This window comes from Polaromonas sp. UC242_47 (genome assembly GCF_044452385.1).
Taxonomy (GTDB): domain Bacteria; phylum Pseudomonadota; class Gammaproteobacteria; order Burkholderiales; family Burkholderiaceae_C; genus Polaromonas.
In genome coordinates, this window is record NZ_JBIOAO010000001.1 from 1,220,044 (window position 1) to 1,238,075 (window position 18,032).

Here is an 18,032-nt window from a genome sequence, read left to right on the forward strand (position 1 = left end):
GTTCAGACTAGTGCTGCCAAGCGGAAGCAGCTTCAGGTGCTGAAGGAATGGGTGGCTGGAGCGGTGCAAGGCTGGAAGCGCCGCCTTGGATGCAAGGATCAACAAGGCAGCGCACTTTCATGTTTCGGTATTTCCGGGGCGCAGGATGATACTCACGACAGCGCGCTGAGGAAGGCCTTGGCCTTGCCTTTGAGCGCGCCGCTGGAATGTGCCAGCACTTCTTCGGCCAGCGAGCGGGCACCCTCGGTGTCGCCAATGGCCCGGAATTCTTCCGCCAGCGCAAACTTGGTTTCCAGTGGGTCTTCGGGATTCGCGGGTGACGAGACCGTGACCACCTGGCTTTCGGTGGTGGGGTCGTCCAGGTCCAGGGACAGGGCGCCCAGGTCAAACTCCAGCATGCCGCCTGAGGTATCCGGCAGGCTGCTGGCTGTTGCGACGGCCGGTTCGGTGCTGAAATTCAGCCCATGGTCCAGCGGGGCAGGGGTCGTCGTGACCGGCGCTGTCGGGAGCGTCAAGGTGGCCGAGCTGAAGTCCAGGCCATGGCCCTGGGGGGCTGCGGCCGGGACGGACACGGTGGGTTCGATAGGTGGCACGGGCGTCGGGGCAACTGCTGTCGCCGCCGGCTCGTCGTCCAGCGAAAAGTCCAGATCCAGGTCAAAGTCCAGCGCCGAGGCGATCGGTTCAGGCGTCGGCTGCAGGTTTTGCGGCTGGGTTGACATGGAAAACGTCGCAGCGCTGGTCGCGGCAGCAAAACCGGCGCTTGCGGGCGCCGGCTGGCCATCCGGCTGGTACATCGGGTTGGCGGGGTCCAGCTCGCGGCCCATTTCCGCCATGTGCGCCCATTCGACGCCATGGCCCTGGGTCAGGTCGAAGGCCTCGGTCGCCACGGCTTCAAAGGCCTTGGTATCGCGGCGTTTGGCGTAAATTTCCATCAGCTTGGCATGGATGGCCACGCGGGTGGGGCTGACGCGTATCGCTTCCTTGAGGATTTCCTCGGCCTGCAGGTCGCGCCCATAGGCGAGGTAAACATCGGCTTCGGCCACCGGATCCACATCGCCGGCCGCATCGAGCTGGCTGGGCGAATACACCATGGACGAGCCGGTGACATTGGCGTCAGCGGCGTCGTTGGTGTCTATGCGCTGACCACCGCTGGCGCCGAAGAAGGAGTCGGGCTGCAGCCGGCTTTCCAGGAAGGAGCTGTCCACCGAGACTGCATTTTTGCGCTGACGGACCCGGTACAAACCGAGGGCGGCCAGCAAGACCAGCAAGCTGGCGCCGCCCGCCATGAGCAGCGGGTTGTCCATCAGTTCGTCGAGCAGACTGGGCTCGGGCGGCGGTGGCGGGGCCACCACCACGGGCTTCTTGACCGGTGCAACGGCCACCGGGGCCGGTGCGCTGGCGGGTGTGGCCGCGGCGACCGCGGGGGCGGCTGGCTCAAGGGCTGCACTGGCAGCCTGCATGGCTGCCGCTGCGATGGCTGGGACTGCCGCGCTGCTGACCGGACTTTGGGGTGCGGCGGCTGTCAGCGGAGCGGGCGTGGCAAGGGTCACACCCGGTGCTGCCGGGCTGGCTGCAGCGGGGGCCGCGACGGCGGGGCTGGCCGGCGTGCCGCTCAGCTTGTTCAGGTCGCTGATGTTTTTGGACAGCTCGGCCACGCGGGCGGCAGCTTCTTTGGCCTGGCGCTCCTGCACGATTTTTTCTTCGGCGGCGGCTTTGCCCTGGACAGCGCCCTTGGACAGGGTCAGTTTGTCGGGTGTGGCTGCTGCCGGTGCCTTGTCTTCGACCTTGGCCTGGACCTTGCCGGCCGCCTGGCGATCAGCGCTGGCGACCTGGGTGGCGGGTGCACCTTCGGCCAGTTTGCGGCGAAATTCGTTGAAGTCCTTGCTTTGCGCAAGAATGGTTTGTTTGGCTTCGCCTGCAGAAACAGCGCCGGCCTGGTCGGCGCCCGGCACGTCCAGCACGGCACCGGCTTTGAGCCGGTTGATGTTGCCGCCTACAAAGGCATCGGGGTTGCTGTTCAGCAGGGCCACCAGCATCTGGTCCAGCGAGACGTTGGCAGGTTTGTGCTGCGCAGCCAGTTTGCCGGCGGTATCACCAGCCTTGACCGTGACTTTCTGGCCGTCGGCAGCAGGTGCCTTGTCAGCGGGTAGGGCACGTGGTGCCGGTGCTTTGGCTGCAACTGCCGGGGCTTTGGCCTGCACGGGCGGGGAATAAGGTGCTGCGGGAGCCGCAGGCAAAGAGGCGACGGGTGCCGCAGGCCGCGAGACCATGGGGGCGGTCGGGGCCGGCATGGGCGCAGCGTTGGCCTGGCGCAGATTGGGTGGGTCAAACAACATCGTGTAATCACGCACGACGCGTCCGGACGCCCAGCGGGCTTCCAGAATCAAATCGACAAAAGGTTCGCTGACAGGCCGGTCGCTGCTCAAACGCAGGAAAGACCGGCCGTCCGGGCGGCGTTGCAGGCTGATCTGCACATTGGCCATGGCCGGGCTGAATTCCAGGCCGGCGGCCTTGAAGGCGTCGGCGCTGGCCACGCTGGCGCGCAGGCTGGCGGCTTCTTCGGCGTTGATTTCAGCAATGTCGATTTCAGCCCGTAGCGGTTCACCTAGGGCAGACTGAACCGTGATTCGGCCCAAACCCAAGGCATGGGCAGGCAGGGTGGCGAGACTGCCCAACAGGGCAATGGCAGCGGCCACGGCACCCATACGCCAGGGGCGGGGATGGTTCATGGGAATTTGAGCCTCCGTTGCTCGGTCTGCATTTAACTTTATTCGGCTGGTCCGCACAAAAACCTCAACGCTAATTTTCGACAAAACAACATTAACATCAAGGCATTAGGCTGACAAGCTAAGACAGCACTTAAGTTTTGACACACCGGGTTAGCGTCGGCTTACAACTTGGAGTTGTTGTCTGATGGCAACGTCCAGATACAAGTGCTTACCAGCGGTCCGGCCGCTGGTCTGGCTGTTTTGCAAGCTGCAAGTCAGGCGGTTCAGGCCTGCAGCAGGATGCGCAACATGCGCCGCAGAGGCTCGGCCGCACCCCACAACAACTGGTCGCCCACCGTGAAAGCGCCCAGGTAGTCGGGGCCCATGGCCAACTTGCGCAGCCGGCCCACGGGAATCGTCATGGTGCCGGTTACGGCGACCGGGGTCAGGTCGGTGATGCTGGCTTCGCGCGTGTTGGGCACCACTTTGACCCAGTCGTTGTCGGCGGCGATCAGGGCCTCGATATCGGCCAGTGGCACGTCTTTTTTCAGCTTGAAGGTCAGCGCCTGGCTGTGGCAACGCATGGCGCCAATCCGCACGCAAAAACCGTCGACCGGGGTTTCGGCGGTGCCGAAGCTCGCACCCTGGCCCAGGATCTTGTTGGTTTCGGCGCCGCCTTTCCACTCTTCCTTGCTCATGCCGTTGCCCAGATCCTTGTCGATCCAGGGAATCAGGCTGCCGCCCAGCGGCACGCCGAAGTTGGCGGTTTCACCGGCGGAGAGCGATTGCTGCTTGGCCAGAATGCGGCGGTCGATCTCCAGAATGGCCGATTTCGGGTCGTCCAGCAGGGACTTGACTTCGCTGTTGAGCGTGCCGAACTGGGTCAACAGCTCGCGCATGTGTTGCGCGCCGCCGCCGGAAGCGGCCTGGTAAGTCATGCTGGTCATCCACTCGACCAGACCGGCCTTGTACAACGCGCCCACGCCCATCAACATGCAACTGACGGTGCAGTTGCCGCCCACCCAGTTGTTGCCGCCCTTGGCCATGGCATTTTTGATGACGGGCAGGTTCACCGGGTCCAGGATGATGACGGCGTCGTCGTTCATGCGCAGGGTGGAGGCCGCATCAATCCAGTGGCCTGTCCAGCCCGCCGCGCGCAGCTTGGGGAAAACTTCCGAGGTGTAATCGCCGCCTTGTGCGGTGATGATGATGTCGCACTTCTTGAGGGCCGCTATGTCGTAGGCGTCCTTCAGCGTGGTTTCGTTCTTCGCCTGGGCCGGGGCTTTGCCGCCGGCATTGGAGGTCGAGAAGAAAACCGGTTCGATCAGCTCGAAGTCGCCTTCGGCCTGCATGCGGTCGATCAGCACCGAGCCGACCATGCCGCGCCAGCCTACGAGTCCTGTGAGATTGCCTGTGAGTTTCATGGGTGCCCTTCAAAAAGTACTAAAAAGTCGGCTTTTTGGGTCCGGCTCATCGAGCCAGCGGGCACGACGAACCAGGCTTGCTAGCCTTTAATGGTTGTCGTTTTGGTGATCTGGGTAAAAACCGGCGCCACACTTCCCGCGCGCAAGGCGGCGGGGCAGTGGATTAGTGCGGGGTTTTGACGCATAGGTGTTGATTGTAGCCAGGCTTGCCCTGGCACGGGGATGGCCGCCGCAGCAAACCGCCGGAACCCCGGTGATTTGCTGCGAAAAAACGTCAGGGGAAGGTTTTTCCGCCGGGCCGCCCCAAGGAAAAATGCGCCCCCTCGGGGGGTAGAGAGCTACACGGAGTGAGCGAACGTGGGGGCTGGTTACTCCAGTGCTTTGACGACGGCGTTGCCCATCTCGACGGTGCCGACTTTGGTCGTGCCTTCGCTGTAGATGTCGGGTGTGCGCAGGCCTTGGGTCAACACGGCGTCGACGGCTTTTTCGATACGTGCGGCGGCTTCCGGCTGGTTCAGGCTGAAGCGCAGCATCATGGCGGCGCTCAGGATGGTGGCCAGTGGATTCGCCACGCCTTTGCCGGCGATGTCGGGTGCGCTGCCATGGCTGGGTTCGTACAGACCCTGGTTTTTGGTGTTCAGGCTGGCCGACGGCAACATGCCGATGGAGCCGGTCAACATGGCGGCCGCGTCGGACAGGATGTCGCCGAACATATTGCCGGTGACCACCACGTCGAACTTCTTGGGCGCCTTGACCAGTTGCATGGCGGCGTTGTCCACATACATGTGGTCCAGCGCGACGTCGGGGTATTCCTTGCCGACTTCCGAGACCACATCCTTCCAGAACTGGAAGGTTTCCAGTACGTTGGCCTTGTCCACGCTGGTGACACGTTTGCCACGCTTGCGGGCTGCCTGGAAGGCGACATGGGCGATACGTTCGATTTCCGGGCGCGAATAACGCATGGTGTCGAAGGCTTCTTCGGCACCGGGGAAGTGCCCGTCAGTTGCGACACGGCGGCCGCGTGGCTGGCCGAAGTAGATGTCGCCGGTCAGTTCGCGAATGATCAAAATGTCCAGGCCGGACACCAGTTCACGCTTCAGGCTGGAGGCGTCCACCAGCTGCGGGTAACAAATGGCCGGGCGGAAGTTGGCGAACAGGCCCAGGTTTTTGCGCAGGCCCAGGATGGCTTGTTCAGGACGCAGCGGGCGGTCCAGGGTGTCGTATTTCCAGTCGCCGACGGCGCCGAACAGCACGGCGTCGGCGTCTTTCGCGAGTTGGAGCGTGGCGTCGGGCAGCGGGTGGCCGTGGGCGTCGTAGGCGGCGCCGCCGACCAGGGCGGTTTCCATCTCAAATTTCAGGTCGAGGGCGTTCAGGACTTTGACCGCTTCGGCGACGATTTCGGTGCCGATGCCGTCACCCGGGAGAATTGCGATTTTCATGGTTTTACTATGTTTTTTGTAGCTGCTTGCGCCCGTGTATCCAGGGCTGCAGGCATGATTTTCTTAAATTTTCAGGCGTTTATGCATTCAGACGGTTGGCCAACCAGGGTTTGGTCGCCAGCCGTTCGGCTTCAAAGGCCTTGATCTTGTCGCTTTGGCGCAAGGTCAGGCCGATGTCGTCGTAACCGCCGAGCAGGCAAAACTTCTTGAAGGCCTGCACGTCGAAGGGAATTTCTTCGCCCTGGGGTTTGACGATGACCTGGCGCTCCAGGTCAATCGTGAGCTGGTAGCCCGGAAAGGCCAGCGCTTCGTCGAACAACTGGCCAACCTGCGCCTCGCTGAGCACGATGGGCAGCAGGCCGTTCTTGAAGCTGTTGTTGAAAAAGATGTCGGCGTAACTGGGCGCAATGATGGCGCGAAAGCCGTATTGGTCCAGCGCCCAGGGCGCATGTTCGCGCGAGGAACCGCAGCCGAAGTTCTTGCGCGCCAGAAGAATGGATGCGCCCTTGTAACGCGGCTGGTTCAGCACGAAGTCCGGGTTCGGGCGGCGTGTGCTCGGGTCCTGGCCGGGAAAACCGGCGTCCAGGTAACGCCATTCGTCAAACAGGTTCACGCCGAAACCGGTCTTTTTGATGGACTTGAGGAACTGCTTGGGGATGATCGCGTCGGTATCGACGTTTTCGCGGTCCATGGGCGCGACCAGGCCTTTGTGGATGTTGAATTTCTGCATGATGCGGGCCTTATTCAGGAAAACTTGCGGATGTCGACAAAGTGGCCGTGCACGGCGGCGGCGGCGGCCATGGCCGGGCTCACCAGGTGGGTGCGGCCACCGGCGCCTTGCCGGCCTTCGAAGTTGCGGTTGCTGGTGGAGGCGCAACGTTCACCCGGCTCGAGACGGTCGGCGTTCATGGCCAAACACATGGAACAACCGGGCTCGCGCCACTCGAAGCCTGCGGCCACAAAAATCTTGTCCAGGCCTTCACGCTCGGCCTGCTCCTTGACCAGGCCGGAGCCGGGCACGACCATGGCAAGTTTGACGTTGCCGGCGACCTTCTGGCCGATTTTCTGGACCATGGCCGCGGCTTCACGCATGTCTTCGATGCGGCTGTTGGTACAGGAGCCGATAAACACCTTGTCGACCAGGATGTCGTTGATAGCCTTGCCGGGCTGCAGACCCATATAGGTCAACGCACGTTCGATGGCGTCGCGTTTGTTGGCGTCTTTTTCCTTGTCCGGATCGGGCACGCGGTCGTCGATGGACAAGACCATTTCGGGCGAGGTGCCCCAGGTGACTTGCGGTCGGATCTGGCTGGCGTCGAGTTGCACCACGGTGTCGAACTTGGCATCGGCATCGGACTGCAAGGTGTTCCAGTACTGGACGGCCTGGTCCCACTCGATACCTGTGGGTGCCAGCGGCCGGCCCTTGACGTAGGTGATGGTTTTCTGGTCCACGGCCACCAGACCGGCGCGGGCGCCGGCTTCGATCGCCATGTTGCAGACCGTCATGCGGCCTTCCATGCTGAGGGCACGAATCGCCGAACCGCCGAATTCAATCGTGTAACCGGTGCCGCCTGCCGTGCCGATTTTGCCGATGATGGCCAGCACGATGTCCTTGCCGGTCAGGCCGGGGGCCAGCGTGCCGTCCACACGCACCAGCATGTTTTTGGCTTTTTTGGCGAGCAGGGTTTGCGTCGCCATCACATGTTCAACCTCGCTGGTGCCTATGCCGTGCGCCAGCGCGCCAAAAGCGCCATGGGTCGAGGTATGCGAGTCGCCGCAAACCACGGTCATGCCGGGCAGGGTGGCGCCGCTTTCGGGGCCAATCACATGCACGATGCCCTGGCGTTTGGACAGAAAGGGGAAGTAGGCGGCCGCGCCGAACTCGGCGATGTTGCTGTCCAGCGTGGTGATCTGCTCTTTGCTGACCAGGTCGGTGATGCCGTCGTAGCCGAGTTCCCAGCCGGTGGTCGGGGTGTTGTGGTCGGCGGTGGCGACGATGGAGCTGATGCGCCAGACCTTGCGGCCGGCTTCGCGCAGGCCTTCAAAGGCTTGCGGGCTGGTGACTTCGTGCACCAGGTGGCGGTCGATGTAAAGAATGGCCGTGCCATCTTCCTCGGTATGGACGACGTGTTCGTCCCAGATCTTGTCGTAAAGAGTGCGTCCCATGGTGTTTCCTTCGTGGTCTTGAATTTTAAGTGGGGGAGGTGGGCGCCGTAGCAACTGCACGGGCGGTGAGGTGATCCACCAGCAGGCGGGCGGTGACGGGCAGGCTGGAGAAGTCGCGTGCGACCAGTTCAATGCGCCGGGAGGCCCAGGTATTGGTCAGGGCAATCGATTCGAGTTCGCCGACGCCGTGCATCAGCTCAAAGGCGCGCAGCGGCATCACACCGACACCGAGGCCGTTGTGGATCATGCGGCACATGGCGTCCAGGCCGGTGACGTGGATACGCAGCTTGATGGTGCGGCCGGCCAGCGCGGCGGCATCGCGCATGGCGATGTAAATCGAGCTGTTGGAATGCAGGCCCACATGGTCGAACTCCAGGCTGTCTTCAAAGGCGATGGCGTCTTGCGCGCCCAACACATGGCCGCGCGGCACGATCAGCACCAGCTGGTCCTGCCGATAAGGCAAAGTTTGCAGGTCGTCGCTGCCGTCGGCGGTGTTGCAGATGCCGAGGTCGGCCGCGCCTTCCTGCACCGCACGCACGACTTCCGTGCTCAGGTGTTCTTCCAGGTCGATCTTGACCTCGGGGTGCTGGCGGATAAAGGCGCCCAGGTCTTCCGGTAAAAACTGCACGATGGCCGAGATGCTGGCGTGTACCCGCACATGGCCGCGCACACCGTCGGCGTATTCGCTGAGTTCACCCTGCATTTTTTCCAGGCTGAACAAGACCGAGCGCGCATGGTGCAACAGGCTTTGGCCGGCCGGCGTCAGATCGACACCGCGGGTGTGGCGGTAAAGCAGCGGCGTGTCGAGCGCGGCTTCCAGGTCGGACAGGCGTTTGCTGACGGCCGAGGCCGCGATAAATTCGCGCTCCGCCGCCTTGCCTATGCTGCCGAGCTCACACACCGCGACAAACAGTTGCAGCGAGGTCAGGTCGATACGGCGGGCGAAGTTGCGTTCGGAGATTTTCATGAAAAAGGCTTAAAGCCATCGCGTTTCACGATGAATCCCTATTTTGAATGCTTATTGATGGCCTTGTCATCGCGGTGTGCGATGGGTGACTTGCCCGCTGGCTGGGGCAGGGGAGGCCTTTTGACGCAGATTTATAAGCGTTTTAGGCCTCCAGCCCAGGTGGGACGGGCGCAAGCAGCTATATAAATCATAGCGACGGCTTAATCGATGATGTTGCCGGGGTCCAGCGCGCGGACCCGGTGATCGACGTTGTAGCCACCAAACTCGGTGTAACGCAGCAAATGCCGGTCACATTGGGCGCAATGCCAGACCTCGCAGCGGTTGTAGGGAAAAAACTTGATCGCCACCGGCGCATCGGGCGAATCGTAACGGCTGCCCTGGGGGTGTTTTTCCTCCAAGGTCGGCTCGTCCAGGGCCGGGTCGCGCAGTGTGGCGACCAAGTTCATCTGATGCGCGTCCCAGCGGTATTCGGCCAGGCTTTCCCAGCCGGTACAGGCGCCCAGGGCGCAACTGCAGGCGCGGGTTGGGGCGGGCTGGGCGATGGCCGAGCGCAGGTCGGCGGCGGTCTGGAGGAAGGTCATGGCGTGAAGAGATTGCAAAAGGTGTTTAAAAAGGAGCCCGCCAATATTGCCATCCTTTGGACTTGTATTCCGGCAGGCCAACGAATCATCATGCGCTCGTTTTCACAGCCCAAAGCCTTGCGTAAAGGGCAAATCAATAGCTTGAAAAAAACTGCCGGACAAGCCTTGTTTTATTCGCCAGGGAAACCATGGACCTTGATGGTGCCGAAGTGGGTCGTTCTTGAGCACCGTTCCGGTAGACGCTGAGCACTTCGCTGGTGTTGATCTCTGAAAGCCGGTTTCGGTCTCTTTGCAGGCCTTCGGCTGGCTTGCGCTGGCGTTCGGGAACACACATAAAGCCGCGTGGCGGTGTCTGGTGAGGCCAGGTCATGCATCGCTGTCTTCATTTTCCAACATCACCTGTTTGAGGGATTGCCCGCTGTTCGTGGAAACGAGACGATGCAGCAAGTAGTTACCAAGGCAATTCATCTTGAATAGGAAAGTGAAAAAATGAAAAAACAGTTATTGCTCGCATTTGTAGGGACAGCGCTGCTTGCACCGTGGGCCGCGCAGGCTGAGGGCGCATATGTCGGCGTCAACGTTGGGCGTGCTGAACAAAAAGCCTCTATTGCGGAGGGTTCGCTGAAAGACAATTCAACAGGCTACAAGCTGTATGGTGGTTATGCGCTGAATCAAAATTTCGGCCTTGAAGGCGGGTATGTGGATTTGGGCAAGGCTTCTGTCTCAAGCCGCAATGGCGCTGTGACCAGCAAGATCAGTTCCAAACCGAACGCTTTTTACCTTGCCGCAACAGGTACTTTGCCGCTAAACGATCAGTTTTCCCTGTTTGCAAAACTGGGTGTGTCGCTCAATCACACCAAAATACATTTCGAAGATACTACTGGCGCTAACGAAAATTCTTCCAAAAGACGCACCACCGCATTGATTGGTATTGGCGCTGCCTACAATATTTCGAAAGAGATGGCGCTGGTTGCGGAGTATGAAGATTTCGGAAAAATTGCCAGGGCAGATGGCTTGGACTTGAAAGCCAATCTGTTTTCAATTGGCCTGCGTTACAAGTTCTAATCATCTTTGTCGCCAAAAAAAGCCTGCGTATGCAGGCTTTTTTTGTTTTTGCTCGCCACAAGTCCATACCGCCGAACCTAGAAAATTTTGCTGGGCACAGACCCTGTGCCAACCAAGGCGAGATGTGACGGATGAATTGTCCGGGGGGCGCCGATAGCCTCAACGATCTCTCACACCTCTGAAGTTTGCCGCATCTGTTTTTGCGCAATGAAGAAGGCTGGGCTTGCCAACAGCATGGACACCAGCTCCGCTTGTCGCCTGGTACCTGTTTTAAGATAAATATTTTTGAGCTGACTCTTGATGGTGTGAATGGACGTTCCGCGCTCTAGCGCAACTTCGTCCAGCGTCTTGCCGATGCAAAGGGCGATGGATAACTCGGCTTCGGCGTTCGATAGTTTGAAAAGTCTCCGCACCAGATCCATCGTGACACTTGGCCTTGCTTCAGGATCAAAGGCAAACATCAGCGCCGCTCCATGCGTGCGTGGTGTACCTGTTAGCTGCAGTGGCGCAATCATCAGCATCAGCGGCAACTGGTTCTTGCGCGGCAACAAGACGACGCTGTTCAAATCGCCTTCCTGGCTTCGGCTGGCTGCAATCGACTTGGTGATCTCCAGGCCGAGCTTGCGCGTCATCTCGCTATCGTTTGCTTGTAAGTGTCCCGCTTCAAGCCAGAGCGTGTGATTCGTCAGCAGATTGGCGGCGCTACGGTTGTAATGCGTCACTTTGGCATATTCGTCGAACAGAAATGTCGGCATCGCCAGCATATCCAGACCGCCAGCCAGAAAACGCTGATCCAGTTGCAGATCGGCCAAGCGTTGCCGCATCTGAATGGCGCGTTGCAGGTGCGGTACGAGTTGGTTGAGATGCGCCATTTCTTCCTGCTCAAAGGGCGCCTGATTAGCCGCTCGTTGCAGAATCAGTTGCGTGACCCATGGCCCTTCTTGTAGAACCACAGCACCTGAAGCAAAGGCAACACCTTGCGGGGCCAGCCATTCAGTGTAAAAACGGGTTCCGGAAAAGCTGGCGGGAAGCGAGACATGCAGATTGCTGGCATAGAAGTTGGCAATGGGCGCTGTCATGATGTGCTGTGCCAGGAGATCGTCACGCGCGTAATCGAGCGAATAACTCTCCACCCATTGCCTGGTAATACCCGCCAGCCAAAGGCTTTTTACTTCTTGCGTCTCGACATGGCGGATCACCATGGTGACCGCCTTCAGATTAAAAATTTCTAGAAGTTCTTCGATAAAAAATTGAAATCCCGTCGGGGTCATGACGCCATCGTAAAGATGGCCGAGCAAATCGTGATTGAGAGCTTTTGTCATATTACTTTTGCATGAAGACATCAGATTCGCAAAGAAAACTTCTTGCTGTTAAGCATCAATCTAGCATTAAACCGGGACAAGAGGCGCGTGGCTGGGATCGGCCGCGCTTCCCGGGTCTGGTTTTCCCAACCGATGTCGGCGCGGTCTGGCGCGATTGTGGCCATGGCCGAGCGCAGTTCGGCGGCTTCCCGGAGGAAGGTTGTGCTGGCAGGCCGGGCGTGGAGAGATAACAAATGGGCGCGTAAAAAAGCCCGCCGATGTTGCCATCAGGCGGGCTTATTCAAACGTGCTGGTTCAACGTGCGCTGAGCGGCTTCACATCACGCTGGACCGAGCCGGTGAAGAGTTGACGCGGACGGCCGATTTTGTACTCGGGGTCGCTGATCATTTCGTTCAGTTGGGCGATCCAGCCCACGGTGCGGGCCAGCGCAAAAACTGCGGTGAACAGCGGCACGGGAATGCCGATGGCGCGCTGCACGATGCCGGAGTAGAAGTCGACGTTGGGATAGAGCTTGCGGGATACGAAGTAGTCGTCTTCCAGCGCAATTTTCTCGACCTCTTTGGCCAGCTTGAACAGGGGGTCGTTTTCCAGACCCAGTTCGGCCAGCACTTCGTTGCAGGTTTCCTGCATGAGCTTGGCGCGGGGGTCGTAGTTCTTGTAGACGCGGTGACCAAAACCCATCAGCTTGACGCCGGAGTTCTTGTCCTTGACTTTTTCCATGAACTCGCCGACCTTGCTGATGCCGCCCTGGCGCTGGATGTCTTCCAGCATGTTCAGGCAGGCTTCGTTGGCGCCGCCATGGGCCGGGCCCCAGAGGCAGGCCACACCGGCTGCAATCGCTGCAAACGGGTTGGTGCCCGAGGAACCGCACAGGCGCACCGTCGAGGTCGAGGCGTTTTGCTCGTGGTCTGCGTGCAGCGTGAAGATGCGGTCCATGGCGCGCTCAAGCACCGGGTTGACCTTGTATTCTTCGCAAGGCGTGGCAAACATCATGTGCAGGAAGTTGCCGGCGTAGCTCAGGTCGTTCTTGGGGTACATGTAGGGCTGGCCCACGGTGTACTTGTAAGCCATGGCGACCAGGGTCGGCATTTTGGCAATCAGGCGGATCGCCGAGATGTCGCGGTGCTCGGGGTTGGTGATGTCGGTGCTGTCATGGTAGAAGGCCGACAGGGCGCCGACCAGGCCGGTCATGATGGCCATCGGATGCGCATCACGGCGGAAGCCGCGCAGGAAAAATTGCATCTGCTCGTTGACCATGGTGTGGTTGGTCACGCGGGCGGTGAAATCCTTCTTCTGCTCGCCGTTGGGCAGCTCGCCGTAGAGCAGCAGGTGGCAGGCCTCCATGAAGTCGCAGTTGGTGGCCAACTGCTCGATGGGGTAGCCGCGGTACAGCAACTCACCCTTGTCGCCGTCGATGTAGGTGATGGCGGACTGGCAGGATGCGGTCGACAGAAAGCCCGGATCGTAGGTGAACATGCCGGTCTGGGCATACAGCTTGCGGATGTCGACCACGTCGGGACCGACGCTGCCTTGGTACACCGGCAAATCGACACTGGGGCTGCCGTTGCTGAAGGAGAGGGTGGCTTTGTTGTCAGCGAGTTTCATTTCTACTTTCTTTCTACGTCAATTCAATGAAGGGCGGTCACCGGGCCAGTGACGGAACCCGCATCATGGTTAACACTTCCAGCGCTTCAGGAGTCGAGGCGCTAGCGTCCGAAATTTCACCGGGCTCTTTACGTTTTAGCAGCAAGTCCAGCAAGTCGTTGTCAGACAAATCCATCAAATCGCTGAGGCCTTTGGCAAGCCTGACGGTGAGGGTGGATTCGTACTTGAGGAAGAACTTTTCGACGAACAAGTCGTTCTCCAGCAAACCGCGGCGGCAACGCCACTTGAGTTTGCTCAGGGCTCGTTCGTCGAGCAGTTCTTCCATCGTGTTCATCACTACAACAAGTTTGAATTAAAACGGTCTAGACGGTCCGCAGGACCATCATTTCCTTGATCTTGCCAATGGCTTTGCTGGGGTTCAGACCCTTGGGGCAGACATCGACGCAGTTCATGATGGTGTGGCAGCGGAACAGGCGGTACGGGTCTTCCAGATTGTCCAGGCGTTCGGCCGTGGCTTCATCGCGGCTGTCGGCGATAAAACGGTAGGCTTGCAGCAGGCCGGCCGGGCCGACAAATTTGTCCGGGTTCCACCAGAAGCTGGGGCAGGAGGTGGAGCAACTGGCGCACAAAATGCACTCGTACAAGCCGTTGAGCTCGTCGCGTTCTTCCGGGCTTTGCAGACGCTCTTTTTCAGGCGGCACGTTGTCGTTGATCAAATAAGGCTTGATCGAGTTGTACTGCTTGAAGAAGTCGGTCATGTCGACGATCAAATCGCGCACGACAGGCAGGCCGGGCAACGGTTTGAGCACGATGGTGCCCTTGAGCGTGTTCATGTTGGTCAGGCAGGCCAGACCGTTCTTGCCGTTGATGTTCATTGCGTCGGAGCCGCAGACGCCTTCGCGGCAGGAGCGGCGAAAGCTGATGGACGGGTCCTGCGCCTTGAGTTTCATCAACGCGTCCAGCAACATGCGTTCGTGGCCGTCGAGTTCAACCTCGATGGTTTGCATGTAGGGCTTGGCGTCGGTATCCGGGTCGTAGCGGTAGATCTGGAAGGTACGTTTGGTCATGTGGGGTTCTCGCTTCTTGTTCGTCGCAGGGCCGGGTTTAGAACGTGCGCGTTTTCAGCGGCACGGACTCGACCGTCAGCGGTTTCATCTGCACGGGCTTGTAAGCCAGGCGGTTGCCTTCGCTGTACCACAGGGTGTGTTTGTGCCAGTCGGTGTCGTTGCGGCCGTTTGGATGCTCTGGCGTATCGCCGTAGTCATCCACCGAGTGCGCGCCGCGGCTTTCCTTGCGGGCAGCGGCCGACACGATGGTGGCCTGGGCCGCCTCGATCAGGTTTTCAACTTCCAGCGCTTCGATGCGGGCGGTGTTGAAAATCTTGGACTTGTCCTTCAGGCCGATGCTGGCCACGCGTGCACGCATGGCGGCGATCTTGGCGACGCCTTCGTCCAGGATGGCCTGGGTGCGGAACACACCGGCGTGCTGCTGCATGGCGGCGCGGATGTCGTTGGCCACGTCCTGGGCGTATTCACCGTCGGCCGCGCTGTCCAGGCGGGCGATACGCGCGAGCGTGGCGTCAGCGGCGTTGGCCGGCAGCGGCTTGTGCGTGGGGTTGGATTTGTTGAACTCAACGATATGGTTGCCGGCGGCCTTGCCGAAGACCAGCAAGTCCAGCAGCGAGTTGGTGCCCAGGCGGTTGGCGCCGTGCACGCTGACGCAGGAGCATTCGCCCACCGCGTACAGGCCGTTGACGACCTGGCTGTTGTTGTTGGCGTCCTGTGTGACCACCTGGCCATGGATGTTGGTCGGGATGCCGCCCATCTGGTAATGGATGGTGGGCACCACGGGAATGGCTTCCTTGGTGATGTCCACGTTGGCGAAGTTGTGGCCGATTTCCAGCACCGAAGGCAGGCGTTTGGCGATCGCGTCCACACCCAAATGGGTCATGTCCAGCAGGATGTAGTCCTTGTTCGGTCCGCAGCCGCGGCCTTCCTTGATTTCCTGGTCCATGGAGCGCGACACGAAGTCACGCGGTGCCAGGTCTTTCAGGGTGGGCGCATAACGCTCCATGAAACGCTCGCCGTTGCTGTTGCGCAAGATCGCGCCTTCGCCGCGGCAGCCTTCGGTCAGCAACACACCGGCACCGGCCACGCCGGTGGGGTGGAACTGCCAGAATTCCATGTCTTCCAGAGGGATGCCGCGCGCGCGCCGCCATGCCCAGGCCGTCACCGGTGTTGATGAAGGCGTTGGTGGAGGCGGCGAAGATTCGACCGGCACCGCCCGTGGCCAGCATGGTGGTCTTGGCTTCGAAAATGTGAACGTCGCCGGTCTCCATTTCAATCGCGGTCACGCCGACTACGTCGCCGGCTTCGTCGCGGATCAGGTCCAGCGCCATCCATTCGACGAAGAAGCTGGTTTTTTCCTTGACGTTTTGCTGATACAGCGTGTGCAGCATGGCGTGACCGGTGCGGTCGGCGGCGGCGCAAGCGCGTTGCACCGGCTTTTCGCCGTAGTTGGCGGTGTGGCCGCCAAAGGGGCGCTGGTAAATCGTGCCATCGGCGTTGCGGTCAAACGGCATGCCCATGTGCTCCAGGTCATAAACGACCTTGGGCGCTTCACGGCACATGAATTCGATCGCGTCCTGGTCGCCGAGCCAGTCGGAACCCTTGACGGTGTCGTAAAAATGGTAGTGCCAGTTGTCCTCGGACATGTTGCCGAGCGAGGCGCCTATGCCGCCCTGGGCCGCCACGGTGTGCGAGCGGGTCGGGAAGACTTTGGACAACACGGCGACGTTCAGGCCGGCGCGGGCCAGTTGCAGCGAGGCGCGCATGCCGGAGCCGCCGGCCCCGACGATCACCACGTCAAATTTTCGTTTGGGAAGCTTGGAAGTTGCAGTCATGATTGTTTTTCTACAGTCGTTCGTCAGGGGTGGTTTAGAAGCGCCACAGGACTTGAATTGCCCAGCCGGCGCAAGCGACCAGCCACACGATGGTGAACACTTCCAGCAGCAGGCGCAGCCAGACGGGCTTGACGTAGTCCATCCAGACGTCGCGCATGCCGACCCAGACGTGGTACAGCAGGGCGATGATGACCACAAAGGTCAAGACTTTCATCCACTGCGCGGCAAAGATGCCGGCCCACTGGTCGTAGCCGATGGGGCCGCTGGTGAAAATCACCTGGCCGAGCAGCAAGACGGTAAAAATGGCCATCAGGGCCGCGGTGATACGCTGGCTAAGCCAGTCGCGCAGGCCGTAGTGGGCGCCGACAACCAGGCGTTTGGAGCCGTAATTCACAGACATGGGATGCTCCTTCTTATTAGTAGAGGCCAAACAGCTTGGCGCCCAGCACCAGTGTCAAGGCGATGCTGACGGCCAGCGTGAGCAGGGCGGTGGTTTTGCCGAACTGGTTGCTCAGCGCGTGGGTGGCGTCCATGTAGAGATGGCGCAGGCCGGCGATGAAGTGGTGCAGATAGGCCCAGATCAGCGCCAGGACGACCAGTTTCCAGAAAAACCCGGGCAAACCCAGCATGCCGATATTGAAGGCGGCTTTGAAGCGTTCGAATGAGATTTCGGAAGAAATCGAGGTATCAAACATCCAGATGATGAAGGGCATCAGCAGGAACATGATGGCACCACTGGCGCGGTGCAGGATGGAAACCCATGCCGCCGGTGTCATGCGGTAGGTCATCAGGTCCTTGAAGGCGTTGATATTGCGGAATTCAGGCCGCTTGGGACGCTGTTTGGATGCCAGCTCTGTCATTGTTAGTCTTTCGTGGGAGGTCTGGTAACTGGGTGGTAACTGTCAGGCAATTACAACGAAGAACATGCAAATTCTATTGCAACGCAACAAGCCTAGGTGCAAACCCTTGGACTTGCTTGATGAAAGCCATCAACTAAGCTCGTTTTTGTAGTGGTGGGTGTCGGTTTTATACAGGCCGCGGCGCAATTCCATGGGGATGTCGTTGTAGGTGAAAGCCGTGCGCTCCACGCTCAGCAAGGGCGTGCCGGCAGCCACATCCAGCAGCTGTGCTGCCGCCGCATCGGCGGCAACGGCCCGGATTTTTTCCTCGGCCCGCACCATGCGCACGCCGAATTCGGTCTCAAACAGGGCGTACATCGGTCCGCGGTAGTGGGCCAGCCGGTCTGCCGTCAGGCCTTTGAAGGGTCCACCCGGCAGCCACAGGTCTTCCAGAATCGTCGGCGCGCCTTGGAAAGACAGGACGCGGCGTACCTGCAGCACCGCATCGCCGCTGCGCAAGGCCAGCGCCCGGGCAATATCGGCGGGTGCGCGCAGCCGTTTGCAGTCGATGATCTGGCGTTCGGCCGGACCTTCGCTGCTGGCGTCGCCGCTTTCCGGCATCAGGCGCAGAAAGCGGTATTGCACGTGATGTTCGGCATGGGTGGCCACAAAAGTGCCCTTGCCCTGGCGGCGTATCACCAGGTTTTCGGCGGCCAGCTCGTCGATGGCCTTGCGCACTGTGCCCTGGCTGACGCGAAAACGCGCGGCCAGGTCCATTTCACTGGGTATCATCTCGCCCGGTTTCCACTCGCCGGCCTGCAGGCTTTGCAGGATCAGCGACTTGATCTGCTGGTACAGCGGGCTGAAGGCAGGCGCAGCGGCGCCCGCCTCGGCGGGGGGCGCGGCAGGGTCTGACAGGGGGCTGGTGTGGGTCGCCATGGAATGCACTCGATTTGGCGTGAATCATATCTTATATAAGACATAAGACAAATTGACGCCTCAGGGTTTTCGAGC

Annotated in this window: 16 protein-coding genes and 1 pseudogene; 2 read left to right on the forward strand and 15 right to left on the reverse strand. The window is 60.3% G+C overall.

The genetic code is table 11. The annotated features are described in order from the left end of the window. Nucleotides 1-152: 152 nt before the first annotated feature. The 7 genes from ACHMXK_RS05940 to ACHMXK_RS05970 all read right to left on the reverse strand — a co-directional run bounded on the left by ACHMXK_RS05940 (nucleotide 153) and on the right by ACHMXK_RS05970 (nucleotide 9,285). Nucleotides 153-2,729 carry a FimV/HubP family polar landmark protein gene (locus ACHMXK_RS05940; protein WP_397438530.1) on the reverse strand — a complete coding sequence of 859 codons (2,577 nt, stop codon included), beginning with the start codon at nucleotides 2,727-2,729 and terminating at the stop codon, nucleotides 153-155. Between the two features lie 263 nt (nucleotides 2,730-2,992). Further along, nucleotides 2,993-4,132 carry an aspartate-semialdehyde dehydrogenase gene (gene asd / locus ACHMXK_RS05945; protein WP_397438532.1) on the reverse strand — a complete coding sequence of 380 codons (1,140 nt, stop codon included), beginning with the start codon at nucleotides 4,130-4,132 and terminating at the stop codon, nucleotides 2,993-2,995. Nucleotides 4,133-4,500: 368 nt separating this feature from the next. Next, entirely contained in the window at nucleotides 4,501-5,571 is a 1,071-nt protein-coding gene (gene leuB, locus ACHMXK_RS05950) for a 3-isopropylmalate dehydrogenase (protein WP_397438534.1), read from the reverse strand. Between the two features lie 79 nt (nucleotides 5,572-5,650). Next, on the reverse strand, nucleotides 5,651-6,301 hold the full coding sequence (gene leuD / locus ACHMXK_RS05955) for a 3-isopropylmalate dehydratase small subunit (RefSeq protein ID WP_397438536.1): 651 nt from the start codon (nucleotides 6,299-6,301) through the stop codon (nucleotides 5,651-5,653). 14 nt (nucleotides 6,302-6,315) lie between these two features. Further along, nucleotides 6,316-7,737, reverse strand: a complete 1,422-nt coding sequence (gene leuC / locus ACHMXK_RS05960) for a 3-isopropylmalate dehydratase large subunit (protein ID WP_397438537.1) — start codon at nucleotides 7,735-7,737, stop codon at nucleotides 6,316-6,318. Nucleotides 7,738-7,762: 25 nt separating this feature from the next. Then, nucleotides 7,763-8,704: a LysR family transcriptional regulator gene (locus ACHMXK_RS05965; RefSeq protein WP_397438538.1), complete on the reverse strand. Its 942-nt coding sequence runs from the start codon at nucleotides 8,702-8,704 to the stop codon at nucleotides 7,763-7,765. Nucleotides 8,705-8,904: 200 nt separating this feature from the next. After that, complete coding sequence (locus ACHMXK_RS05970) at nucleotides 8,905-9,285, reverse strand: hypothetical protein (RefSeq protein WP_397438540.1); 381 nt, start codon at nucleotides 9,283-9,285, stop codon at nucleotides 8,905-8,907. A 3-nt stretch (nucleotides 9,286-9,288) separates the two neighbouring features. On the opposite strand from ACHMXK_RS05970, the gene ACHMXK_RS05975 reads away from it, so the two are divergent. Beyond that, complete coding sequence (locus ACHMXK_RS05975; RefSeq protein WP_397438541.1) at nucleotides 9,289-9,531, forward strand: hypothetical protein; 243 nt, start codon at nucleotides 9,289-9,291, stop codon at nucleotides 9,529-9,531. A gap of 243 nt (nucleotides 9,532-9,774) precedes the next feature. After that, complete coding sequence (locus ACHMXK_RS05980; RefSeq protein WP_397438543.1) at nucleotides 9,775-10,350, forward strand: outer membrane beta-barrel protein; 576 nt, start codon at nucleotides 9,775-9,777, stop codon at nucleotides 10,348-10,350. A gap of 170 nt (nucleotides 10,351-10,520) precedes the next feature. Here ACHMXK_RS05980 and ACHMXK_RS05985 read toward each other — a convergent pair whose 3' ends face one another. From ACHMXK_RS05985 to ACHMXK_RS06020, 8 genes and pseudogenes are all read right to left on the reverse strand, one after another. After that, a complete protein-coding gene (locus ACHMXK_RS05985) occupies nucleotides 10,521-11,672 on the reverse strand; it encodes a helix-turn-helix transcriptional regulator (protein WP_397438545.1) in 1,152 nt (383 codons plus the stop codon). Between the two features lie 294 nt (nucleotides 11,673-11,966). Continuing rightward, nucleotides 11,967-13,277 carry a citrate synthase gene (gene gltA / locus ACHMXK_RS05990; RefSeq protein ID WP_397438547.1) on the reverse strand — a complete coding sequence of 437 codons (1,311 nt, stop codon included), beginning with the start codon at nucleotides 13,275-13,277 and terminating at the stop codon, nucleotides 11,967-11,969. A gap of 37 nt (nucleotides 13,278-13,314) precedes the next feature. Further along, nucleotides 13,315-13,611: a succinate dehydrogenase assembly factor 2 gene (locus ACHMXK_RS05995; RefSeq protein ID WP_397438549.1), complete on the reverse strand. Its 297-nt coding sequence runs from the start codon at nucleotides 13,609-13,611 to the stop codon at nucleotides 13,315-13,317. Nucleotides 13,612-13,639: 28 nt separating this feature from the next. Next, complete coding sequence (locus tag ACHMXK_RS06000) at nucleotides 13,640-14,344, reverse strand: succinate dehydrogenase iron-sulfur subunit (protein WP_318407799.1); 705 nt, start codon at nucleotides 14,342-14,344, stop codon at nucleotides 13,640-13,642. 37 nt (nucleotides 14,345-14,381) lie between these two features. After that, nucleotides 14,382-16,179, reverse strand: a pseudogene (sdhA, locus tag ACHMXK_RS06005) (succinate dehydrogenase flavoprotein subunit). 34 nt (nucleotides 16,180-16,213) lie between these two features. Next, a complete protein-coding gene (gene sdhD, locus ACHMXK_RS06010; RefSeq protein WP_397438551.1) occupies nucleotides 16,214-16,579 on the reverse strand; it encodes a succinate dehydrogenase, hydrophobic membrane anchor protein in 366 nt (121 codons plus the stop codon). 16 nt (nucleotides 16,580-16,595) lie between these two features. Further along, nucleotides 16,596-17,039, reverse strand: coding sequence for a succinate dehydrogenase, cytochrome b556 subunit (gene sdhC / locus ACHMXK_RS06015; protein WP_397438552.1), 444 nt, complete (start codon nucleotides 17,037-17,039; stop codon nucleotides 16,596-16,598). A gap of 129 nt (nucleotides 17,040-17,168) precedes the next feature. Beyond that, nucleotides 17,169-17,957: a GntR family transcriptional regulator gene (locus tag ACHMXK_RS06020; protein WP_397438554.1), complete on the reverse strand. Its 789-nt coding sequence runs from the start codon at nucleotides 17,955-17,957 to the stop codon at nucleotides 17,169-17,171. Nucleotides 17,958-18,032: the final 75 nt, after the last annotated feature.